Source organism: Sphingobacterium sp. UBA3519, assembly GCF_002377215.1.
Classification (GTDB): domain Bacteria; phylum Bacteroidota; class Bacteroidia; order Sphingobacteriales; family Sphingobacteriaceae; genus Sphingobacterium; species Sphingobacterium multivorum.
This window is the reverse complement of record NZ_DFPI01000033.1, coordinates 93,908-117,672: the sequence shown is the minus strand read 5'-3', so window position 1 is coordinate 117,672 and position 23,765 is coordinate 93,908. Positions and strand designations below refer to the sequence as shown.

22 protein-coding genes are annotated in these 23,765 nt (G+C 39.8%); 9 read left to right on the top strand and 13 right to left on the bottom strand.

Features of this window, described 5'->3' with window-relative positions:
- Positions 1-75 precede the first annotated feature (75 nt).
- Positions 76-1,617 carry a protein adenylyltransferase SelO gene (locus B3297_RS20920; RefSeq protein ID WP_286779448.1) on the top strand — a complete coding sequence of 514 codons (1,542 nt, stop codon included), beginning with the start codon at positions 76-78 and terminating at the stop codon, positions 1,615-1,617.
- 566 nt (positions 1,618-2,183) lie between these two features.
- On the opposite strand, the gene B3297_RS20915 is transcribed toward B3297_RS20920, so the two are convergent.
- Entirely contained in the window at positions 2,184-2,552 is a 369-nt protein-coding gene (locus tag B3297_RS20915; RefSeq protein WP_070568534.1) for a MerR family DNA-binding protein, read from the bottom strand.
- A gap of 123 nt (positions 2,553-2,675) precedes the next feature.
- On the opposite strand from B3297_RS20915, the gene B3297_RS20910 reads away from it, so the two are divergent.
- Positions 2,676-3,563, top strand: coding sequence for an alpha/beta fold hydrolase (locus B3297_RS20910; RefSeq protein ID WP_070568803.1), 888 nt, complete (start codon positions 2,676-2,678; stop codon positions 3,561-3,563).
- A gap of 105 nt (positions 3,564-3,668) precedes the next feature.
- Here the strand turns inward: B3297_RS20910 and B3297_RS20905 are convergent, their stop codons facing one another.
- From B3297_RS20905 to B3297_RS20880, 6 genes are all read right to left on the bottom strand, one after another.
- Positions 3,669-6,359 carry a carboxypeptidase-like regulatory domain-containing protein gene (locus B3297_RS20905; protein ID WP_286779447.1) on the bottom strand — a complete coding sequence of 897 codons (2,691 nt, stop codon included), beginning with the start codon at positions 6,357-6,359 and terminating at the stop codon, positions 3,669-3,671.
- Entirely contained in the window at positions 6,340-7,119 is a 780-nt protein-coding gene (locus B3297_RS20900; RefSeq protein WP_112374551.1) for a GLPGLI family protein, read from the bottom strand. Before B3297_RS20900 ends, B3297_RS20905 begins: the two co-directional genes overlap by 20 nt.
- A gap of 66 nt (positions 7,120-7,185) precedes the next feature.
- Complete coding sequence (locus tag B3297_RS20895) at positions 7,186-7,500, bottom strand: hypothetical protein (protein ID WP_139145066.1); 315 nt, start codon at positions 7,498-7,500, stop codon at positions 7,186-7,188.
- 1,185 nt (positions 7,501-8,685) lie between these two features.
- The gene (locus tag B3297_RS20890; protein WP_070568567.1) at positions 8,686-9,624 is read right to left on the bottom strand and encodes an SPFH domain-containing protein; all 939 of its coding nucleotides are present in this window, start codon (positions 9,622-9,624) and stop codon (positions 8,686-8,688) included.
- A gap of 262 nt (positions 9,625-9,886) precedes the next feature.
- Complete coding sequence (locus B3297_RS20885; protein WP_286779446.1) at positions 9,887-10,483, bottom strand: cation transporter; 597 nt, start codon at positions 10,481-10,483, stop codon at positions 9,887-9,889.
- Positions 10,473-10,691 carry a cation diffusion facilitator family transporter gene (locus B3297_RS20880; protein ID WP_286779445.1) on the bottom strand — a complete coding sequence of 73 codons (219 nt, stop codon included), beginning with the start codon at positions 10,689-10,691 and terminating at the stop codon, positions 10,473-10,475. The genes B3297_RS20885 and B3297_RS20880 overlap by 11 nt, the downstream gene beginning before the upstream one ends.
- A 229-nt stretch (positions 10,692-10,920) precedes the next feature.
- Here B3297_RS20880 and B3297_RS20875 point away from each other — a divergent pair, with 229 nt between their 5' ends.
- On the top strand, positions 10,921-12,783 hold the full coding sequence (locus B3297_RS20875) for a PAS domain-containing sensor histidine kinase (RefSeq protein WP_286779444.1): 1,863 nt from the start codon (positions 10,921-10,923) through the stop codon (positions 12,781-12,783).
- A 59-nt stretch (positions 12,784-12,842) separates the two neighbouring features.
- On the opposite strand, the gene B3297_RS20870 is transcribed toward B3297_RS20875, so the two are convergent.
- Both B3297_RS20870 and B3297_RS20865 read right to left on the bottom strand, forming a co-directional pair.
- Positions 12,843-13,643, bottom strand: a complete 801-nt coding sequence (locus B3297_RS20870; RefSeq protein ID WP_286779443.1) for an inorganic diphosphatase — start codon at positions 13,641-13,643, stop codon at positions 12,843-12,845.
- A 114-nt stretch (positions 13,644-13,757) separates the two neighbouring features.
- Positions 13,758-14,189, bottom strand: coding sequence for a hypothetical protein (locus B3297_RS20865; protein ID WP_286779442.1), 432 nt, complete (start codon positions 14,187-14,189; stop codon positions 13,758-13,760).
- Between the two features lie 293 nt (positions 14,190-14,482).
- Between B3297_RS20865 and B3297_RS20860 the strand changes: the two genes are divergently transcribed.
- The 4 genes from B3297_RS20860 to B3297_RS20845 all read left to right on the top strand — a co-directional run bounded on the left by B3297_RS20860 (position 14,483) and on the right by B3297_RS20845 (position 17,454).
- On the top strand, positions 14,483-14,980 hold the full coding sequence (locus B3297_RS20860; RefSeq protein WP_286779441.1) for a DinB family protein: 498 nt from the start codon (positions 14,483-14,485) through the stop codon (positions 14,978-14,980).
- Between the two features lie 88 nt (positions 14,981-15,068).
- Positions 15,069-15,665, top strand: coding sequence for a DUF4142 domain-containing protein (locus B3297_RS20855; protein WP_046675942.1), 597 nt, complete (start codon positions 15,069-15,071; stop codon positions 15,663-15,665).
- 233 nt (positions 15,666-15,898) lie between these two features.
- Positions 15,899-16,768, top strand: coding sequence for an alpha/beta fold hydrolase (locus B3297_RS20850; RefSeq protein ID WP_286779440.1), 870 nt, complete (start codon positions 15,899-15,901; stop codon positions 16,766-16,768).
- Between the two features lie 224 nt (positions 16,769-16,992).
- A complete protein-coding gene (locus B3297_RS20845) occupies positions 16,993-17,454 on the top strand; it encodes a DNA-3-methyladenine glycosylase (protein WP_286779439.1) in 462 nt (153 codons plus the stop codon).
- Positions 17,455-17,606: 152 nt separating this feature from the next.
- Here B3297_RS20845 and B3297_RS20840 read toward each other — a convergent pair whose 3' ends face one another.
- Together B3297_RS20840 and B3297_RS20835 are read right to left on the bottom strand one after the other, a co-directional pair.
- Positions 17,607-18,065 (bottom strand): hypothetical protein, encoded by a 459-nt coding sequence (locus B3297_RS20840; protein ID WP_286779438.1) that lies wholly within the window; start codon positions 18,063-18,065, stop codon positions 17,607-17,609.
- 205 nt (positions 18,066-18,270) lie between these two features.
- Complete coding sequence (locus tag B3297_RS20835) at positions 18,271-18,810, bottom strand: hypothetical protein (protein WP_286779437.1); 540 nt, start codon at positions 18,808-18,810, stop codon at positions 18,271-18,273.
- A 613-nt stretch (positions 18,811-19,423) separates the two neighbouring features.
- Between B3297_RS20835 and B3297_RS20830 the strand changes: the two genes are divergently transcribed.
- Positions 19,424-20,413: a DEAD/DEAH box helicase gene (locus B3297_RS20830; RefSeq protein WP_286779436.1), complete on the top strand. Its 990-nt coding sequence runs from the start codon at positions 19,424-19,426 to the stop codon at positions 20,411-20,413.
- Here B3297_RS20830 and B3297_RS20825 read toward each other — a convergent pair.
- The gene (locus tag B3297_RS20825; RefSeq protein ID WP_286779435.1) at positions 20,400-20,822 is read right to left on the bottom strand and encodes a glutathione peroxidase; all 423 of its coding nucleotides are present in this window, start codon (positions 20,820-20,822) and stop codon (positions 20,400-20,402) included. The genes B3297_RS20830 and B3297_RS20825 overlap by 14 nt on opposite strands.
- Positions 20,823-21,164: 342 nt before the next feature.
- Positions 21,165-22,454, bottom strand: a complete 1,290-nt coding sequence (locus tag B3297_RS20820; RefSeq protein WP_286779434.1) for a glycoside hydrolase family 71/99-like protein — start codon at positions 22,452-22,454, stop codon at positions 21,165-21,167.
- Positions 22,455-22,937: 483 nt separating this feature from the next.
- Here B3297_RS20820 and B3297_RS20815 point away from each other — a divergent pair, with 483 nt between their 5' ends.
- A complete protein-coding gene (locus B3297_RS20815) occupies positions 22,938-23,759 on the top strand; it encodes an ATP-binding protein (RefSeq protein ID WP_286779433.1) in 822 nt (273 codons plus the stop codon).
- Positions 23,760-23,765 lie beyond the last annotated feature (6 nt).

The following is a 23,765-nucleotide window of genomic DNA, read 5'->3' as shown; positions in this document are numbered from 1 at the left end:
TGTACTCATTATGAAGACACCATCTAGGTATAAAAAAGGAAGGTCTTTATCTTTTAGATTTAATATCTTTGCTGTATGAATATTGAACAGATCAAACAACCTTTCCTCAAAAAATTCCCTGGAGATTTTTCCAATAACCCTACACAGCGAGGCACGCCAAAAGTGCTATTTGCTACGATTGAACCTGCAGGGTTTGAACAGCCTCAACGGATTGCTTTTAACGAAGCTCTTGCTGAGGAAATAGGGCTGGGTAAATTTGAAGAAAAGGATCTTAACTTTCTGGTAGGCTCTCACCTACCCGACAATATTCAGACCTACGCTACAGCTTATGCCGGACATCAATTTGGTAATTGGGCCGGGCAACTGGGCGACGGCAGGGCCATTCTGGCGGGAGAAATTACTAATGCTGCTGGTAAGAAGACCGAAATACAATGGAAAGGAGCCGGTGCAACACCCTATTCAAGGCGTGCAGACGGAAGAGCCGTATTGCGGTCTTCTGTACGTGAATACCTTATGAGTGAAGCCATGTATCACTTAGGCATACCTACCACCAGGGCCTTAAGCCTGGCCTTTACAGGAGAAGATGTTCTTCGGGATATCATGTATAACGGCAATCCACAATACGAAAAAGGAGCCGTAGTGATCAGAACTGCCGAAAGCTTCCTTCGCTTTGGGCATTTTGAACTGATGTTTGCTCAGGGTGAACATACGTTATTACAGGATCTGCTTGATTTTACAATTGAAAATTACTTCCCTGAAATTGTTTCATCCGATCAGCAGAAATACAAAGATTTTTTTGAGAATGTATGTATCCGCACAGCAGACTTAATGGTAGAATGGTTCAGAGTAGGTTTTGTACATGGGGTAATGAATACAGACAACATGTCCATCTTAGGCCTAACGATCGATTATGGTCCCTATTCAATGCTGGATGAATATAATTTAAATTTCACCCCGAATACAACGGATCTACCGGGAAGAAGATATGCATTTGGAAAGCAGGCACAGATTGCCCAATGGAATCTATGGAAACTCGCAAATACGCTCCAGCCCATCATCAACGATGAAAAGTTTCTTGAAAACACCCTAAATAATTTTGGCGTTTATTTTTGGGAAACTCATGACAAAATGCTCTGCAAAAAATTCGGATTTGATGAACTAAAAGAAGAGGATGAGGTATTTTTTAATAACTGGCAGAGCTTAATGCAGGACCTCGCATTGGATCATACCTTATTCTTCAATCAACTGGAGAAAACAACACCAGAAACTGATTTACAGGAACATTTCAGCCCGGTAGCTTACAGCGCTTTAAATGAAGAAAAGCTCAGCAGACTGAAAGACTTCATGGAAAACTATCGATCCCGTCTGAATTCAAATGCTATTTCAAAAGCTGAGTCCGTGGAATTAATGAAAAAAACAAACCCCAAATTTATATTGCGGAACTATCTTCTTTACCAATGTATTGAAGAAATTAGTGCCGGAAAAACAGCACTGTTAATGAAGCTAACGCAAGCATTAGAAAATCCTTACCAGGAATTATTTCCGGAATTTTCCGTCAAGCGTCCTTCAAGCTATGACGACACCGCAGGATGTTCTACACTTTCATGCAGTTCGTAGTATGAAATGCCCCGTTCGTTAAACATTCAGGGTGGGTTTAAAAGCTAAAGTTTAGGATATGTAGATTTTCTAAAAATAATCATACACAATAGCCAGCCAACAAGTAAACCTGCCAAGAGATAAGACTCCAGGTGCATATCCTGAAAACTAACACTAGGTATATCACTATCCGAAGCAAACTCGGCCCTTTTTAATAGGTCACGTATCTGAGCAACTTTAAATTTTAAATAAATCACGCGTATTCCACAAAATATAGATCCTGACGTACAGATCAATAGTATAGTAAACAATTGATTTCTTACCGAAGATATTTTACAATAATTTTTGACTGACAGATACATAAAAGGAAGAATCCCAAAAGAGAAAATAAAAATCAGTGCTGGCAAAACCTGACCGGGTAGGCGCCAACTATTATTAAGCAAAGGGCTTTCACCTATTATTTCGGTGGTAAAAAACACCAAAAACCGATCTCTAATAAAAAAGGCAATTAGACACAATACGATTGACAGTCCAATAGCAATGCTGTATTCCTTCATCATTTTCTTTTTCGCAAAGTTTTTTATAGGTTATCGACTTAAACCATTTTCGATATTGCTTTTACATCGTACAATTTGTTTTTTCATTAGCTTAAGTTCCTTTATCTTAGTGTCTATCTGTTGCAATTTAAGATCAAGCACTTCCATTTTACTTGCCTGAGTCAGCTCTTTTTGATACCATGCATCAATAACCTGTTTAATTTCAGCTAAGGTAAAGCCTACAGCTTTCGCCATCTTTATGAACCTCAGTTTTTCGGTTACTTCATCGTCATAATACACGTACTTGTTGGAAGTTACATCCTTTTTTGTCATGCCAGAAATGAGTCCGCTCTTTTCATAAAAGCGTATAGTTCCAATAGGCATGTTCGCTTCCTTCGCTAGTTGACTAATTAATTTCACTTGATAATCAATAGTTTAAAAAAATAATAAAAGTATATAGTATACTTCATACTTGTGGGTTGTAAAAATACAGTTTAAATTTGTCTATTGAAAATCAATGGTAACTATCAATTATCTTTTATCATGAAAATAGGATATTCCGACAAAGAACTTATTAAACTTGTACCCGGCTTCACAAACAATTTTATTGTAATAAATGGCCTATCAATCCATTATGTTCAAGGGGGCAAAGGAGACCCCATAATTCTTATTCCGGGTTATCCAGAAACATGGTGGGCTTACCATCATGTCATGCCAATATTAGCAGAAGACAACCAAGTATTTGTTGTTGAAATTAGAGGGATGGGTAGCTCGGATAAACCGGAAAATGGTTACGATAAAAAGAACATGGCCAAGGATATCTACGAATTAGTCAAGCATTTAGGCTTCGACAGCGTTTGTATTGCAGGTCATGATATCGGTGCACATGTCGCTTTTAGTTTTGCTTGTAATTATCCACAAGCAACAAGCAAATTGATACTGCTGGATACACCACATCCAGACCCAAGCATGTATCAGCTTCCGATGTTACCTATTTTAGGGAGCAGTTATTTATATCCCTGGTGGCTAGCTTTCAACCAAGTCAAAGAATTGCCAGAAAAGTTGCTTGAGGGACGCATGTCAATCGTCATCTCTTGGTTATTCGACAACCTGCTGATTAATAAAGATAGCATAAGCCAATTTGATATATCGGTGTATAGTAAAGCGTATGACAACCAGGATGCCATTCGTAGTTCCAATGCATGGTATCAGGCCTTTCCACAAGATATTAAAGATTACGGGAGCTATGATAAATTAGAAATGCCAGTCCTAGCGATTGGTGCGAGTGGTTATGACCTATTGCATCATTCTTTACCGGAAATCACCTGTAATCTAACACTTAAAAAAATTGAAAACTGTGGCCATTTTATTCTTGCCGAAAAACCTATCGAAACTGCCGAATTGATCAAAGAGTTTTTATTGACGATCTAATTTCAGACGAAATCAACTTGTAATCAACCAGCAACGATTGTGTTGGCTATCCGCGTAGGATTTTCAGCTTTGGGGATAGTACTGTCCTAGTTTCAAAATAAAAACTTAAAAGCTATAATCTACCCCAAAACTGATATAACCAGGCAAAAGCTTATATTCGGTGCTGGTATTATAAAGGTCTGTCAATTCAGCATTTCTGAAAAAGCGAGTATTGAAAATATTTTTTGCTGTCATGGTAAATCTTGTCCTATGCTGCCGCAATTCATAAGCTAAGGAGAAATCCGAGAAATAATAGGTCTTGGAATCCTGGCCAAGGAAACTACCAAAGCGATAGGATTCATTCTTTAGATTACACTGTATGTTTTTTCCCATATTCAAAAATACATTCAGAAACCCGCGGCTATTATGTAGTGTAGTTTTGCTATCTGAGCGATAAGTAACCGACTGCAGGGCGTAACCTGTGTAAATATTCAACCTGGATTTCCATGCACTTCTAAACGATAGTCCATAATCGTATGTCTCTGTATGGATGCGACGATTGCCCACGCCCACCACCAATGTTTCGTAATCTGCTGTATTTGCACCTAAGTCCAAACGAAAATTTCCTCCTACAGCCTTCAGGTAGTAATTAAGATCCGCCTTATAATTGCTGCTCTTTTTGTTTTTGAGCAATACCTGTTGCACAAGGCTAAAATTGGGGTCTAAACTGCTTTCTGTACCCACATAATCAAACAAAATCTGATGTCCGACCGAGAGGTTCGCAAAAAAACGATCTGTCATACTGCCATAGGTATACATCAGCGTGCCACCAGAACTGCTTAGCGTGGCTAGCTTATCCATTCCTCGAATAAAGTTTCGAACTCCTGTCGTATAATAATGGGGAATGAGCTCGGTAAGCGAGGTATTCTGTTGCTGAAAATAGAGGTCGGTTTCCAGGCGCCCTTTTGGGTGGATAACCCATTTCCCCGATAATCCAGGCGAAAGCAAGAGGTTATTTTTAGGCATGGTTTTCCCAAAATCTGTTAACCTATTCTGTACGAGACCTACCTGCAAACGAGGTGTTAATTCCCATTTATTTCGTTTAAAAGTGTACTTGGAAGTAAAGTTTGTCTGGAATACGTTTAAGTCCATCGCATTAGAAAATCCCGAGGGAGAGACTGCTTTTCCCCCTAACTCATCTGGATTTGACAGCAAATCTAATTCGGTATTAAGCTGTTGCTGCTGATAGGCCATATTGAAAGCCAACTCAAAGAAGTCACCATTTTTTTTCCGGCTTACATAATGCGTAGTGGCACCCAAATACTGTAGATTATTTTCAATATGTTGTTTTACCGCACGGATATCTTCCCCCCCAAACAAGTCTTTATAATAATATTGATCGATACTGTAATCTACTGGCGATTGCTGGTTTATCCAACGTAGTGAGCTGACCAGTACATCCCGCTCCGAAAATTTGTAGCTATAACTCAGATTGTGGTTGGTCAAATACCCCTTGCTTTTGGTCAGTTCCTCACTTTGTACACCATTGAACAATAACGCGCCCAAATCATTTTTCCCCAAAGAACCAAGTGTACCCGAATAGCTCAACAGTGTACGCTTATTGGGCTCCAACTGCAGCTCCAGTTTCGTGAAGTAGTTATCGATGTTTCTGGTAAACTGATAATCTTCGGTGTTGGTAAATTGGATATCCTCCAAATGATAGTTCTGCACGGTATTTCGGTAAAATGATTTTTTAGTAGGATTTGCAAAACCCAGCCATTTGATTTTTAACTGTGGGGTCGGATTTAAAATGGTATTCAATGACAACAACTTGTCGTTATTGAAATTGGTTCTTTTATAATCAAAACCAGGCAGATTTGGTGTATTATCTATCAAAGTGGGTGTTGTTACCCCCACACCAATCTGACCTGGTTCATCTGGAGAACCAGACTGAATGAGGTGGTTGATGCTGCTTACGGCATCCACTCCGTTATTGTTAGCAGCACCCAAGAGATAATATTTGTTCTTCTTCCCAAAATTCATCAGGTTAGCACTCGCCTGATAATATTTGGGGCCTATGGGAACCACCTGTGCATCAACAGAGCCAAGCCACTGTGCCCTACTTTCCTCCTTAAGTTGCAGATTTAGTGCAATCTTGTCCGAATTTTCGATACCTTTCAGCTGCTTATTATTGGAATACCGCTGCAATATCTGAATTTTTTCCAAGGGACGAACAGACATGCTTTGCGTCAGCAAGCGGTAGCGCTTTTCGAAAAAATCATCCCCTTCCACCATCACTTTTTCCACTTCTTTATTACCTATTTTGATACTGCCGTCGGTACCCACCTGAATACCTGGGATCTTTCGAAGTAGATCTTCTACCGTACGCTCGTCGCCCTGCAAAAAGGATTTCACAGCAAGCTCAATGGTATCTCTGCCCCGACGATAAGCCCCTTTGGAGTGGACAATCACTTCCTGCAATTGTTCCACTCCCCCCGCTGATAACTGCACATCAATTAGCGTATCGACCTGCATTGGTGTGATGGAAAGGGAAACAGACTTAAAGCTCAGCGCCTTGAATAGCAACGTTAATGATCCACTTTGGGCCGTTTGCACATGATATTTCCCCTGACCGTCGCTAAACGTATAAGCCAGCATTTTGTTATCGCCATCACGCCGTAAATCAATACGCACCCCTCCTAAAGGTTTTCCTTCAGTACTGACGCTTCCATGGATAGCAACTTGTCCATATACGGCCATACACAACAGACAAAAGCTGAGTAAGACCGCTATCCGCTTATTGATGTTCCCATTCATACACTTGCTCTACACTGCCCCTAACTTTTTGCTTCTCAACGCTTACGCCTTCCATCATTGGCATTTTGCTGTACATAATGCGCATTTGCTCTTCATTGAATTGGTCGTCTTTCTTGACAAACTCTTCCAGGCTCAATTTGGGTAAAGACTGAATATATTTATCATTTACGGGAATATCGCCAGTATAGGGATAATTTACCTCCTTCAAGTACCAATAGTTCGGATTAGCACTTTCGTTATAGAGCATCACGATAAGGCCTGGCAAGCCGCCAAATTTCGATGGTCCAACAGGCACGGGAATATCATTCGTATAATAAGCTACCAACGTAGTCCCTCGATAAGAGGCCGTTGCCTTATGGCATACATGTTTGCCCAATGTATCCACATCGGTGTAATCCGTATTCCAGACCAGCGCCGGAAATTTGTCCGTCACCAAATAGTTAACACCTTGAATGGAACGGGTTTCTAACTGTTGGTCAGTCTTATTTTGATGGATCACGACCCTGTTATACCTCTTGCCAGAACCGATTGTTATCGAAAATGAAGATGCTACTTCTTCATCGTCGGCATCTTTGTTAAGCTCTTGCTTACGAATTGGCATCGAATCACGAACAGCAATCTTCACTGTTCCATCATAATAGACCGCTTCTTTAAAAGTAGCCATTGCCGATGGAATGTATTCATATACGGCATGAAGCCGCTGTGCAGAAGATAATCTGGAAAGGAACAGAAATAAAAAGAATATATAATATTTACACATGATAATTTAGTTTAGAAAGACGGGGTCAAAGCCCCGCTTTTGTTTTTTGTGATAATGAATAAAAAGTTAGTTGTTTGCAACCCAGTCATGCATTGCAGCAAAAAAACCCGCACAACCGCCAGCTGAAGAAGCATAATCTGTATAGACTGCGCTGCCTAGCAAAACGCCGTCGCTGCTATATATGCTTACCTTAAAATTACAGCGTACAAAGGCTGCATTCGTTTCCGTGGTTTCCTCGGTTACCCGGAGCGTATTGTTGGCCAGGCGCTGGGAAGTTGTTTTCATAGATGCATTTCCGTTGACCGGTGTTGTCGCTGTCTTAGCCGAAGCAACAGATGATAGCATAACCACTGCTACCAAACTCATCATTAATCTTTTCATTGTTTTTAAATTTACTTGTTAAACCATGGTATGATTTGATGGCATACCCTTGTATATGACGGTAAAAATAAAGACACATTTAATTATTTAAATGATGATTAAATATCTGTAAATGGTCACTTAGAATTCGTAGCTGATCCGTTACTATTCGCAATGGGCTTGTTCACTGAATAACTAAAATTATGGGGCAAATCGCTATGAGATAAAAACGCACAAAGCCTTACCGGATACCGATTAAGGGGGCTATATAAACAGGAGGTCAACTTGCAGCTTATGCTGATGTTGAATAAGGTAGATGAAGTAGCGAAAAGTTGTATCAATCAGATTCGACAACGTGCAGAACGAAAATCTGAAGTGCTTAACTAAGATCCGATGGTCCTGGATAATCTGTTTTTATGAAATTTTCATTTTGGTCAAAAGAATATAGCGCTGAATTCCTGTCTCTTAAATACTTGCCTTAAGACAAGTATTTGAGGTATTTTATGCTTTAGTTTTACAAGATTAATGTTTCTTAATCATGCAAAATCTTTTTCTAGCTATTACAATAAGTTCTCTTGTCCTATTTTGGTTCGCTGTAAGGCACAAACTTTCGATACAAGTTTATATTATTTGGTCGATCTTCATAGTATTCGCCGCTCTTTCGGGGCTCTTTATACAATTCCCACCTTCTTTTGCCTTATTGCTATTGGGTACAGTTATAATAATAGTCTGGTGTACCAAGTTATTGACTAACACAAAAATAAATATTTATTTGCTTTTGGCGATCCATATCTTGCGTATTCCCATAGAATTTGTTCTCTATTCTTTATTCAAAGCTAAAATGCTGGCGCGAGAAATGACCTTTATTGGCTTCAATTATGATATAATTTTCGGAATTACAGCTTTAGTATTTTTGATAATTGGTATTTTCTTTCGTAAAATTTTCTATTTCCAGATTTTCAGATTATGCAACATATTCGGTATTTGCTCGGTTCTAATCGTTGTTATTCTAGGAATACTATCATCCCCAATTCCTATACAATTGATCGCCTATGATCAGCCGAATATTGCTATGCTACGATTTCCATATGCTTTATTGCCCAATCTCGTAGTACTCTTGGTGATCTTATCCCATATCCTGCTGTTGAGGAATTCAGTTACATCAACATTTAGATAATACATACTTGGAAGAGCCTCTTCGGATTTCTATTCCTGCCGACTGCTATCTTTAGGAATTTCAGGCAATTGCGCACTAGTATGCCCATCAATTTTTTGTGCTGCGGCCATTGAAACTACCAAATCATTCAGCATAGTGCTTGCTGCTGTTGGTGAATTTGGAAGCAAGACCAAATTGCTTCTGCTATTTGCTCCAATGGCATTCAGCGTATCATAATGTTGCGTCACGACAATTAAGGCAGAAGCTTCCTGTGCATTGATATTGGCCGCATTCAGCATTTTTACCGATTCTTCCAGTCCCTTCGCAATCTCTCTTCGCTGGTCTGCAATCCCCTGCCCCTGTAATTTTTTAGATTCTGCTTCAGCTTTTGCAACGGCAACAATTCGTATTCTTTGTGCCTCAGACTCATATTCTGCGGCAGTTTTCTCGCGTTCAGCAGCGTTGATTCTGTTCATAGCATGTTTCACCTGTTCATCAGGATCAATATCTGTCACCAATGCTTTGATAATATCGTAACCGTAGCTTTGCATCGCATCCTGCAATTCACTTTTTACAGCAATGGCAATATCGTCTTTTCTTACAAAAACATCATCTAATTTTGTTTTTGGAACTTCAGCACGCACAACATCAAAAACATACGATGTAATCTGATTTTCGGGATTCTCCAGACGATAATACGCGTCTTTTACATTATCTCTGATTACCTGATACTGAACAGAAACTTTCATCTTAATGAAAACATTATCCAATGTTTTGGTATCAATTATGACATCCAATTGCTTTATCCTAAGATTCAGCCGCTTAGCGATCTGATCCAAAAATGGAATTTTTAAATGCAAACCGGCATGACTTACTTTTAAAAATTTACCCAGCCTTTCTATCACGGCCGCAGACTCTTGCTTTACCGTATAAAATGAAGCAAATAATGTAATAAGTCCAAAAAAGACCAAAATTCCTAAATATAGCATAACCTTAAATTTAATATTGGTGATCTACAAACTTACACGTTTACATTGTCATTCTTCTACTTCTTACATAATTTTTCGATAAAGTTCCGAAACTCGGTTATCCATCCTAAAGATAGCCCAACGCTACATTTTACTGTGCTAGCCAACGCTGTGTTCTTTGCAATCTTGGCATAAGCCCCCCGCGATGTCCTTGCAAAAGCTCACTTTCAAAACAAAGCAACTGCTATTAAAATAGCTATCAAGGTTAATTGGCGTTTAATATTTATTTTGGTTGGATAATGACATAATGGATAAATTGAAATTCGGTTTTAATGCGTGTACGGATGCGGGTAATTGCTTCGGTAATATCTTCTGTATCAAGATCATCCTTAAAATCAATGATAAGCATCAATATAACGTCTTCAGGAGACTGATAGGTAGACAGCGAGCTCCGACTTTCCCTGGCGAGAATAAACGAAACAAAAACCAACAGCACCCCAACAATTACAGAAGCTAATCCACCCAATTCGGGAATCTGCAGGGAATGGCTTAGCGACATGAGGATCATGACAATCAATAGTCCCGCCACTGCTGCTCCATTCTCAAAAACAACAAGAAAACTGGAGGGGTCTTTGCTTTTAATGATCGCATCCCACCAGCCAACCCCCTTTCGGGTTTTGTTGAATGCTTTTACAGCAATAATAAAAGAAGTACCCTCAAAAATAAGCGAGAGAATCAAGACGATATAATTCCAGAAAGGATCTTTCATCAATTCGGGCTCCCGTATATGCATCAATCCCTGATAGATGGACAGCGCTCCCCCCCAAACCGAATATGAGAATAGAAACGACAAAGGACCAAAAATAAAGCTATTTTCCATAACCAAAGGGATGAGACTGGTCGGGCCCCTTTTTACTACGTTTCAATCCATATAATATCAACAGCTGATTAGCCGTATCAACTGTGGAATGAATTCCTTCAGATATCATAGAAGAACTGTTGGTAAAAGATCCGGCGATAAATTTGGTCAGCGCTATCAGTAGATTGGCAGCAAGGGCACTGTAAATTGATGTTTTATTATTGTCCATGATATAATAGCCTCTATTTTTTGCTGTCCGCCATGAAATATTATACTTAAAATTATTCGATATTATTATTTTCAAACTGCCGTCACCCAATTTTTGTTTACTTTAAATACCTTCAAACATAGTTTAGTGCGATTTTTGTTATTTATCATTAAGATGACCCGTACTTTTACCTTTTTTAAAGTAGTTTTATATCCATATAATTGTCTTTATAACACCATACGACATCTTTATGAACAGCTCCGAACAAATAGAACAATTACGAATTGAAAATCTCGAGCTCAACAACCGGATTACTGAACTAACTGACTTTATCGACAGTGCATCTCTAGCACTACATTGGGTTAACCGGGAAGGGGTTATTATTTGGGCCAATCAAGCTGAACTTGACCTTCTTGGTTATCGTAAGGAAGAATATATTGGTTTCCCCATTGCAGACTTTCACACAGATCAGGATACCATTTCGAAAATCCTACACATGCTTTTAAATAATCAACGTGTGGAGGATTATCCAGCAAGTCTGAGGTGCAAAAATGGAGATATAAAGCATGTTGTTATAAATTCCAGTGCTTTGATGAAGGATGACGAATTTGTCCATTCGATGTGTTTTACCAAAGATGTTACGGAAGCCGTACTTGCAGAAAAAAGAAGAGATAAACTCACAGCAATCCTACAGGAGAAGGAAGAGCGACTTCGCCTTGCCATCGCCTCTACCGGACTAGGGACCTGGGATTGGGACGCTGCGAAAGGAATAGTTCAACTTTCCCCACAGGCTCAAGAAATTTTGGAACTTTCTGCCCCAATCCAAAAGAAAGAAGCGATGATAACGCTCATCCATGCGGAGGATCAACCCGCTATTTTCCAGCAAATGAAAGGGCTGAGCGAAAATAAAATGGACGGCCATTTTGAGTTTACCTGCCGCATTATAAGACCTATCACACATGGGATTGCCTTTGTAAAAATCACGGGATCGGCTTTCTTTAGCGGCAGCAAAGAATCGCGCAGGATTATCGGAGCGCTTATGGATGTGACAGATCAGAAAAAAGCGACAGAAAAAAGTGCCGAACTCGCAGCCATTGTTAACTCATCCTACGATGCGATTATCGGAAAGACACTAGACGGTATTATAACCAGCTGGAACGACGCTGCGACGAATCTTTTTGGCTATTCAAATGCGGAAATGATCGGTCAGTCCATCCTAAAATTAATTCCACGAGATAGGCATTCTGAAGAAGATTATATCCTGGGGCGAATGCGCATGGGACATTCCATCAAGCATTTTGAAACTGTTCGGCAGACAAAATCAGGCAAATTGGTCGATTTGTCGCTGACTATATCCCCCATAAAAAACGATCTCGGCGAGATCATTGGTGTATCAAAAATTGCACGGGATATCAGCGAAAAAAAGCAGGAAGAGAAGCGAAAAAATACGTTTATATCCGTCGCAAGCCACGAACTCAAAACACCGCTCACCACAGTCTTGATGAGTGCGCAGATGATGCAACAGCATGCAACTATATTTGGTGAAAAAAGTGCCCAGATAGGAACTAAGATCGAATCCCAAGTAAGAAAAATGATGCTCATGATTGCGGATTTTCTAAGTATAACGGAGGTAGACGAAGGAAAATTGCAACTTCACCAAACCATTTTTCAGCTTGACAAATTAATGCGGGACTGTATTAATGATTTGGAAACGAATCGGCACAGCATTGAACTGCGTTGCGATCCTACCGTTCATATTTTAGCTGACTGGCCCAAAATGGATCAGGTTTTTGCCAACTTACTTAACAATGCCATAAAATACTCTCCCCACGGCGGAACGATTATTATTGGCACGCAGATAATAGGCGAAAAAGTACGTATATATGTTCAGGATGAAGGGATTGGAATCGAGCCCAAACATCAAAAAAATATTTTTAAATCATTCTATCGGGTGGATAACCTAAATACTTCTAACATATCTGGATTTGGCATAGGCCTATATTTGGTCGCAGAAATCCTACGAAAACATGGTTCACAGATACACGTTCAAAGCGCCAAGGATAAGGGATCTATTTTCTATTTTGATTTTCCGTTCACCTACGCTTCAAACTAAATAAATCTATAAGCCTACTAGGTCTACATTCCAGCAGATCTACAGTATTAATATACCGACTAGAGCAGCCCGACCTCACTTTGTCTAATAACTAACTCTTTCTGGGCAAATTGTAATTCGAGTTTTTTCTTGAATTGTTTCCAGTAGGCATGGTCGATTTCAGCAACCATGATTTCATAAACCACATTCTCGTCTTTAATTGGCTGTTTTTTAGGATCGATCCATATACCAATGGCAGGGGCACGCGTATAAGCTGTTATCCCGCCAAAGTCTTTAATGAGCTGCTTACTAATATCCTGAAATAGTTGAGCGGAGAAGGGTGTTCCCGACGCATCGTAGAGTGGAAGAAAAAGTTCAATTTTTTTGATGGGCTGACTGTTACTTTTTGCTTTTTCTATTGCCTTACATGCATCTTTAGCACTTAGAATTTTCAAAGGCTGGAAATTTTTGCCTTCCTGTTTATTATAATTTATGAAGAACTGTTGCAGTTCATCGAGCACGGTTTCAGGCAATTGGGCGACACGATGAATGTGACCAAAGACGGCTGAAGCCTCTGGCACAACCAAAAACCGGTCATTTTCTACAGTGTCGCCATCTTTATTTTGCTGTATCGCCTTTATTGCACCAATTATTCTGCATTTCAATATACAGCCAGGAAACGTCCCTTGTTCCGAAATAACGATAATATCCAAAGGGTCACCATCCTCTCCTACCGTGCCCGGGATAAAACCGAAATCATAGGGGAAAACTGAGCCCAAAGGAAGGTATTTTGCTAGAACAAATCCGCCACATTTTGGCTCATAGTTGTATTTAGCATTTGAATTTTTGGGTGTTTCAACCGTGCAGAATATGTATTTCATCGTCATTTCTAAAATGGGTTTCGGCTCAATATCGACTTATTAAAACTAATGAGTTTTATAGTGAACAGTAGCATCTACAATTTCGTTTACGATTTTATAACAAATTTAAAGCGTCTAGATCTTTACACCTTTTGCCTTTTTGATAGATTGCTCTATCCTTCCCAAACGCTTTCTCCAGGCCATGACTTGCGGTTCTTCATATCTTGGAAGGCCATCCTCCTGCATTAATCCCAGTACTTTGGCCAAACGCTGACTTAAGTCCGCTGACCCACCGTTCAGCTTCTTCCATTTGCGCTGATCTTTCAACAGATCATTTTCATAGGCAGCGAGCGCCTTCTTTATGGTACTTAGCTCTTTCTTGTACATTTTCTGCCTATGATATACAATCATGAGCCGATTATATGCAGCGGTATACAGCTTATCCTTTGCGATAACTGTATGATAGTTTTTGACAGCATCCTCCAATTTGCCTTCGGATTCTAACAATTTAGCCTGTTTCATTAATTCGTTGATAGACAGACGTGCTGTGGATCTTTGATCAGCCATTTCAATACGATTGTTCGAGACCATAAAACGCGGGTATGAGCCCGGATCATAAAGCGATTGCCTTTCCTAGGGAATCTCGATAGAAGGACAAGATTCAGCAAATAATAGTTTGTCTACTGATTACATCCTCCATAGAACCTTTTCACTCCGCAACTATTCCAGCGTTGCTAGCTGGAATTCTTCAGTACGATGTTAGCATTTTAAACGAATACACAATTGGTTAAAACTAATTCCTGTATAGTTCGGTTTACTTTCTAAAATCTCAAACTTAATCATTTTAAAACTAAGTCATTATGAGCACTATTCTGATAAAAGATATCATTCAGCAATTAAAGGATGTGGAGCACGCCGATCTATGGATCGATGAAAATTTTGAAAAAAAATTAGCTACGGTGAGCGAATCATCTGTTTATGAGCGTCCTATCCCAGAAATGCACAGTGTAGCGGAACTGATGTCGCATCTCATTGAATGGCGTAAGGAGGTTCTAAGCCGTTTGAAGGGAAATCCACGGGGACTCGAAATGAACGAAGCTAGGAATTGGCGAACGAATGACGAACTGAAGACAACAGGCTGGAAAAAGCTGTTGGAAGATTTCTGGGATAGTCAGCGACACGTTATTCACTTTCTCAACGGCAAAGACGATTCCTTCCTCGAACAACCCTATAAACATGCGAATCCTGATTTCCCGCATAACCTCAAATACCTCCTGACAGGCCTTATCCATCACGATTTTTACCACCTGGGTCAGCTGGGTATCACTATTAAATTTTTGAAGCTAAAAAACACGTGAATGTAATATGAGATAGTTGCGTTGGTCATTTTTTTGAAACGATACTGTTTTGACCACTGTTTATCTAGAAATCAAAACTCATAAGATCATGAAAAGAATATTTTTGACCCTAGCAATTGCATTTTCTATTGTTGCTGTCCAAAGTTGCGGCAATGCAAATAACGACAGCAAAAAAACAGCAGACAGTATCAACGAAACAAAAGCACCAGAAAACATAGACGATAATAATACGGCAACGACGCCTGTTGCTGTCAGTGAAGACGATGCAAAATTCGTTACTGAAGCAGCGAACGGTGGCATGGCTGAGGTAGAACTTGGAAAACTGGCAAAGGAAAAAGGCCAGCATCTGGATGTAAAAGCCTTCGGCGAAATGATGGTTAAAGATCATTCCAAAGCAAATGATGAACTTGCAACACTTGCACAAGCAAAAAATATCACGCTACCAGCCACCTTGGGTACAGATGAGCAAAATTTGAAGGATGAATTGTCCAAAAAGTCGCCCGGAGACTTCGATAAATCGTATATCGAAGATATGGTTAAAGACCATGAAAAGGATATCAAACTGTTTGAGGACGCTAGTAAAAATCTTAAAGATACCGAGCTGAAAGCGTTTGTAGATAAAACTCTACCAACACTTAGAAACCACTTAGATCATGCTAAAAGTGTAAAAGATAAGTTGAAATAATAGCAAAACACAGGGGCTGGTATAGGCTATTGGTCCCTGTCTTTTTTAATTACACCTCAACTGCCCCAGCGATACGAAATCCTCCCCTCGGTATTATCGCGATCCGATCTTTTTTTTACCGAACTGTCTGCTCGCGTTTCTGACGCAATCGCCCCTATATTTGTCGTATTTCCACAGTATTTTCCTGGGAAATCGTAATGATATTTGTCATGTACATTTTAAATAAATTCGTTATGAACACACGTATCAAAACCAATACTATTTTTAAATCATTACTTTATATCATTATGATGATTACTGTTATGCAATCTTATGCCCAAATTAAACCCTCGGCTCAAGGTTTAGTACACCTTAAGGACAGCAAGGTATATTATGAAGTTTATGGTACTGGAAAACCGATTGTATTATTACACGGCGCTTTTATGACCATCAGCACAAACTGGAGTCAGCTCATACCCGAACTATCAAAAAACAGGAAAGTCATCGCCATTGAGTTGCAGGGCCATGGCCATTCACCCTATTCTGATAGAAAATTTGACCACGCCATACTTGCAGCTGATGTTGCCAAAGTGATGGATTATCTGAAAATTGAACATGCTGCAGTGCTTGGCTACAGCTTTGGAGGGGCAGTAGCCTACCAATTTGCCATTCAGTATCCGAAGCGCTTAGATGAATTAGTCATTATTTCTGCTACCTATAAAAGTAAGGGATGGATGCCGGAAATTAACAAAGCCCTCCAGAACATGAAACCAGCACTATTTGAAAATAGTCCGATGCAGCAAGCCTATGAAGCCGGTGCTCCCGACAAAACAAAGTGGACAAAATTTTTAGAACAGATGATCTCTTTGGCACAGCAACCATATGATCTGGGAGACGCAAATATTGCCAAAATATCTTCACCTGTACTCTTGATTGCTGGAGACAATGACGGTCTAGACAAGATCGAGCTGGTAAAAACATATCAATTATTGGGCGGTGCAGTAGTTGGTGACTTTGGACAAATGCCGAAGTCCCAATTAGCTATTATCCCAGGACAAAGCCACGTCAGCCTGATAGGCCAAACTGGTAGCATTTTAGATTATCTGAATAGCTTTTTAAAATAATCCACACAACATATACTGTACTTATTGTTTGTCAAACTGTGCCGTCTTACCAATAACATCTGCTAAGGAAACACGAAAATTAAGATAAACAAGTTTTGCATCTGCTCCGGAATATAAGCCCTGAAATCATTTGATTGGCTAATGAATAGCGAATCAAATGATTTTCCCTATATTTAATCACCGTCATGCGACGAACATAATCGTTGACAGTTAGAAGGATAAAAATGGTTAAACTACCTCAATCTTATTACACTAATACAAATACCATATTCCTGGCGGAAGATCTGTTAGGAAAAGTTCTCTATACGCAAAAAGATGGCCTGGTAACAGCGGGTAGAATTGTCGAGACCGAAGCTTACTTTGGCATTATGGATAAAGCATCCCATGCATTTAACGCAAAGAGAACATCGAGAACCGAGCCGATGTACAAGGAAGGTGGCGTCGCCTATGTATACCTCTGTTATGGTATTCACCATCTGTTGAATATTGTGACTTCTGAAGCAGACGATCCCCAATGCGTTCTAATTAGAGGGATTGAACCGTTGGTTGGCATTGACGTAATGGCATTGCGGAGACCTGTGCGACCCGAAAAACCCTCCTTCTCCAACGGACCGGGATCTACAGCTAAAGCTTTGGGAATTGACGCCTCATTTAATAGCGTATTATTGACCGGTGATAGCATATGAGTTGAAGATCAGGGAATCAAATACAGTTCAGCACAAATCGGAAAAGCAGCACGAATCGGTATCGCTTATGCTCAGGAGCACGCAGTCCTACCCCTGCGTTTTTTTGTAAAGGACAGTAGATACGCCAGGAAGGGATAACATAATAATGCGGTTTATTGCTGAACTTTCGGGCCAGCCTGCTGTTTTTTGATTATTTTCCGGAACAGGATAAATTCTAAGATCGTGCTGGCTAGATAAATAACGGAGAACAGAAGCAGCATTTTTAACGGGTCAAGAACCATATGATATCTATAAAATCCAACCAAAATATAAATGATCAGTAAGATCAGGCAAACAGCCGGTATTCCCGAAAATGTCAAAAACGATAATCCTTTATTACGGCGAATTTTTTCGATATGATTTAGAAAAAATAGTAAGGAACATAAAATCACCGCGAAAAGATAAATTGTTGAAAAACCCAAATTGACAATAATATCCAGAATAACGATGATTGTCTCGAGAAATCCCGTAGCAGCCGTATCCGTCTCTGCGATAACAAGTCGGTACAGTACAAATAGCGCGACACTTATCAATACATTAACCAACCAAAATCTGAATATAATTTTTCCCATTTTTATCTTTTTACCAGTTTGTATAACTTCAATTTCCCAGAGTAACTATTGCCTGTTCCGATTACTCCTTTTGTTCTCCGCACCTTGTTCTTATGAATAGTTCTTTTTCAGCAGTACAATTCTTCCTGTCTTATCAACGTAATGCAGGAGTATACGGTAATAAAACAAATAAGAGTAATAAAATATGCTTCGTACCAATTGCTATCTACAGACTTACCGTAGGTTCAAGACAATCACCCGGAACAAATTTATTGCTTTCTTCATCTTTCAGATAGTCAATTTTCTTTGATTTTGGCTTATATATCAATCTGAAAGTACGCACTTTGAACTTTTCCAATTTTTCAGGTGTAAATACGAGAACATCATTATGTATCTTACAACTTCCATTGACAAATTTCATACTTTTTTCTTCCACGAGAACCTCTCCCTTTTTCTTTGCAGCGGCCTTTTTAACAGGATCGTAACTATAGGAAGTGATTACCATTCTAGCATTGTCTCCTGCCAAGCCATATTCCAGTAAATTCTCGATTATAAATAACAGCGAATCCTTCCGTTCTTCGGTTTTATAAACAAAACATTTTGCCATAGGAACGAGATCAAGATCTTCGATTCTTTTCGCCTCGGGAGGATCTATTGGACGTTCAATTTTTGGAAAAGATAGACGTGTTTTGCCCGATTTTTTTTTCTGCCCGAAACACAACATATGTGCTAAAATAATCAGAATCAGAATACTAATTTTTTTCATATTACTTCGTAATTTATATTTGTTGTTGCTGATTCTTGGTTTTATGAATAATATAACCGAGATAACGTTTTGTTTATGCATTGACAACTCCTTCAAGTAAGCTTACAAAGATATCAAGTTATTTCCTGGGACTGATACACGAATATAAAGTCAATTTCGGCGAATAGTAATTATTATGCCATCCAATAAGCCTAACAGCAGACAAAACGGCGCCAAAATCCACCCCGCTTATTTTTAACTTTTAATTAACCACCTACTGAAATTCAGGCTTAAAAAGAGCCCATTTTTGGAGGCTGTACAGATCAAGCACAGATGAAGCACATGCTAAGCACAGATAAAGCACGGATATAGCACTGTTCGGGTACAAGGGGTTAGTGCCTTGAAAGTGCTTTAAACGCACTATGAAAGTATCTCTATCGTGGATAAAATGGTTGTTTTTTTCCCTCGGCAAGCATATACAATATTTAACTTAAAGAAAACATAGTCTCCATATCGTCGCCTAAATTCGAGGTCAATAGAGGTAATTTCACAAGCCTCTCCAACAAATCGTAATTTCAACTAAATTGGTATATTGCGCTGCAATATGGTGTAAATTTTAAATTATCCGAATCTATTGACTGAGTACCCTAAAGCAATTAAATTCAAATATCCATGGCGTAAGTACCAATTACGGGTACTTGAGGAATTACAGGAGCATCTTAAAGATGGTCATTTACATGTCGTGGCGCCTCCCGGCTCAGGTAAGACGGTCCTGGGGCTTGAAGTTGCTATACGCATCAATAAACCAACGCTAATTCTCGCACCGACACGTGCAATCCGTAACCAATGGATACAACGGTTTTGTGAACTTTTTCTTCAATCGGATACCGTGCCTGACTGGATCTCCAGGGATATCCGAAATCCTAAATTTATCACTGTAGCGACTTATCAGGGAATGCATGCTGCCTGCAGTGATCAAGATCCAAAGGGAGCAGATTCAAACCTTGACTTTATCCTAAAAGGATTGAAATCCCAAAAAATTGGTACAATTGTCGTCGACGAAGCACACCATCTTAAAAATGAGTGGTGGCATACATTAATTAATATCAAGAAAAAGCTGAACCCGACGATCGTTGGCCTAACAGCGACTCCCCCTTACGATGTCTCTCCAACAGAATGGCAGCGCTATATGGACCTCAACGGCCCCATAGATGCGGAAATTTCGGTCCCCGAACTTGTCATTGAAGGTGATCTATGTCCGCATCAGGATTATATCTATTTCACCAATCCCAGCGAAAGGGAAAGACAGTTTATTGCCGATTACAGGGATAGTATGCTTAAGCTATTTAAGGAATTAGGCACTGACGAAATCGTACTTCAGGGGATCCAAAATCATCCGATATGGCTAAACCCGATGGATGATCTCGACTGGGTCTATAATAACTTGAAATATTACTCGGCATGCTTAATTTTTCTCCATGCCAACCAAATCCCAATTCCCGAGCTCCATATGGAAATCATCGGTGGCAAAGATTTTAAAATACCTCACCTGGATTATGAATGGCTCGAAATTCTACTTGAATTTTACCTACATCAGGAAAAGGTGCATTTCACTGATAAATAGGCGCTTGCCCCTTTCCTTTAACATCAATCTTTGCTGCCATCGGAAAAGTTACGCCGTAATTCCGTTGACAAAAAGCAGCTATTTCGGCATCTTTACCAGGTTCTTGGTCTAAAAAATCATTTGATGGAAAACCTACAATGACCAACTTATCACTAAATCTTTTATACAAGCGTTCGAGTCCCTCGTACTGTGGTGTAAATCCACATTTAGAAGCGGTGTTTACAACAAGTATCTTTTTACCTTTAAACTGCGCAAAATCGATGGACGAGCCATCCAACCCCTTCACTTTAAAATCATATAGCGTAGCTGACTTCAAGGCCATATCTACTTTAACATTACCATTGGTGAATAAATAATAGGCTACACCTGCGGCGACTACCGCCACGATGAATAAAATTATAAAGAGCATTTTTTTTATTTTTTTTTGAAACATGACAATCTATAGCTACACGAAACCACCCCAACATCGTCTGAATTTAGGTCGATGAATACCCTTGGACCTAGGACCAAGGATGGTACATGACAACCTTGCCGACCAACGCTGTACAAGACAAAACGTATGCTGCGAAGTTTTATAAACGGTAAGCGCAACGTTCATCATAGATTAAAGTTACTAAAGAAAGTCTGAATTGAAAATGAAAAGTGCTTTTCTGATCGGATAATAAAACCCTATAAAAAACCGAATCTTCATAACGAAGATTCGGCCGCACTATTAAACTATATAAACCAATTGTGTTCGTTAAAAGTTGACTTATTGTGGGGAGGTTGGTCTATTTGGGTTCAGCGGTATCTGTCCCTTTAGCATCTTTCCACCGGCCATTGTGATCCGGAGATAGTAATCCGAAGAACAAGCAGTCCCATCTTCATCCATGGATTTAATCCCCAGCCCAACCGGAACATCCTGTTGGGTTGCAGCAGTCTTCGCGATCTGATTGGATTCGTTGTACTCATCAAACATAGACACATACATACTCTTGACACCGAGCGAAGTCAGATTATAGAATTGTCGCCACATAAAATCACCATGTTTTCTTTGCCCCTCCTGCAGTGAGCCCGGCAATACACAGGGCTGATAGTCTATGTTATTTAAATTACAAAACTGTAGATCAGCATTTTGGATATGCTGTGCATAATGATCCACGTCTGCAATGGTTCCGATACGTCCTACCATCCAAGGCGACAACATATCAAATGCTTTGTAAACGTCGATGTAGCCCTGCCTCGAATCTCCCCCTGCTTGTGCCAGCCTCCAATGTGTTGGCGTGCCGCCCATGACATAACAGCCTTGGTCGCGAAACCACTGGATCACATCCAGACAGACGGCCGCCGACCAGGGGTGGTTGTTGTCATTAAAACCAAATCCCCAAATACCGACCACAGGCTTGCCATTCTGTTTGGCATAGGCTGGAGACTGAGTATATTGTTTCATTAGATTTAGCCAATCATTTTTTATCTCAGCCTGCATATTAACCCAGGCCGACACATCATACATGATATAAAATTTGACACCGTGTTGCTCGGCGGCAGTTTTAACTTTAGCGGTAATGGCATTGCGAATGGGACCTTCTATCCCTGTGGGATTAAATCGCTGCAATGCCGCCGTGTGGATACCATAATCCTTCATCCATTTAACCTGGACATTGACTGTCTGATCGTCAAATGAAGAAAACAAAGACGCAGGTGAACCATTGCCCAACGCCGGTAAATTGCTGTTGTATTTTTTTTGGTATTCACTATTGTCGGGCCAAGAAGGAATATGGAAATTACCCTGGGACGGCGTCTGTTGCCAGGCCTCGGTCCAGTGCCACCAATGTGTTCCCATGGGAGAATTGTCGCCAGCGCAGGAAAACCAGCCCTGGTATCCCACAGTAATCTGGCCAACAACATCGCCTGTCGCGGAAACTCCATTATTGCCATTTGCCTTTTTGGGCTCCTCTTTCGGGAGCGGTTGTTCCATAATCTTTTCGCTCTTCGAACAGGACGCCAGCAAAGTTGCCAACAAGAAGACCGCACATAATTTTGTTTGCTTTTTAATACTCATAATCAAGTGATTTTTTTATAAATGGTTGAAACTGGTTTATACATATTGGTTTATTTCAATGCTGGTGCCCATACTGCTTCGCTGTTTTGAAAGGCCAAAAATTTTATTGGGCTTATTCTCGAAATCAAAGCTATGAGGTACCATTAATGAACTATTAACAAGAAATTAATAGCTTCTATAAATCGGTATGAAACGAAAAATTATTTATAAATATATTGGTGGGCCTAAAGCAATTTTGCCGTATATTGAAAAGAAATATTACAGCAATTTATCTATAAAGAAGTATTGATCTAAGCGATCTGATGGGGTTTTCTTTCGAAAAAAGAAAACAATACGATCTAAATGCTGTATATTAAAGGAGCTCAATGGTCGATTTTTTTGACTACAACTATTTATTCTTTAACAGAAGACCAAAAGTTCCTTTGAGTAGTCGTTTTTTAACTCGAATAAATTAAACTAATATAAACACCAATCCGATTTTCTATGAAAATTACGTTAACATTAACCCTTATCATGTTTGTACAAGTCCTGTTTGGACAGAAGTCTTTAACGCCTCAATGGCAATCGGACACTACCCTAAGATCTCCAGAGTCCGTTTGGGTAGATGCCAAAAACAAAGTACTCTATGTTTCAAATACGATTGCCTTCGAACCTAACACAACTGCATTCATCAGTAAACTGGATATGGACGGAAAATTTATCAAAAAAGATTGGGTGACAGGATTAAATGCTGTTTTGGGCATAGGAATCTACAAAAACCGGCTCTATGCAGCGGAAGCATTCGCTAAATCGATTGCCGTCATCGATATAGATAAAGCAAGCATCGTTAAAAGAATTACCATCGATGGTGCTGAGCTGCTCAATGACATTACAGTTGACTCAAAGGGTATTGTTTATGTGAGTGATACGCGACTTGGAAAAGTATATCGCATTGAAAATGAAGCCACTACGCTATATGCCGAAAATCTCAAAGGTGCAAACGGACTGCTGGCTGTCGGCAAAGACTTGTATGTGTTATCGGATGGTGCTCTTGTTAAGATAGATCAGGATAAAAAAACCACTGTAATATCGAAAGGTATGGAAGGTGGATTGGACGGTGTCGTACAAATTAAACCCAACGAATTTGTAATTTCGGGCTGGCAAGGACTGATCTATCATGTCAAACCTGACGGCTCCAATACGGTATTGCTTGATACACGGGACAAGAAGATAAATGCTGCCGATATCGGTTACGACAAATCTTCGGGTATGCTTTATGTGCCTACCGTTAGGAGTAACAGCGTTCAGGCATACAAACTGGACTAAATGATT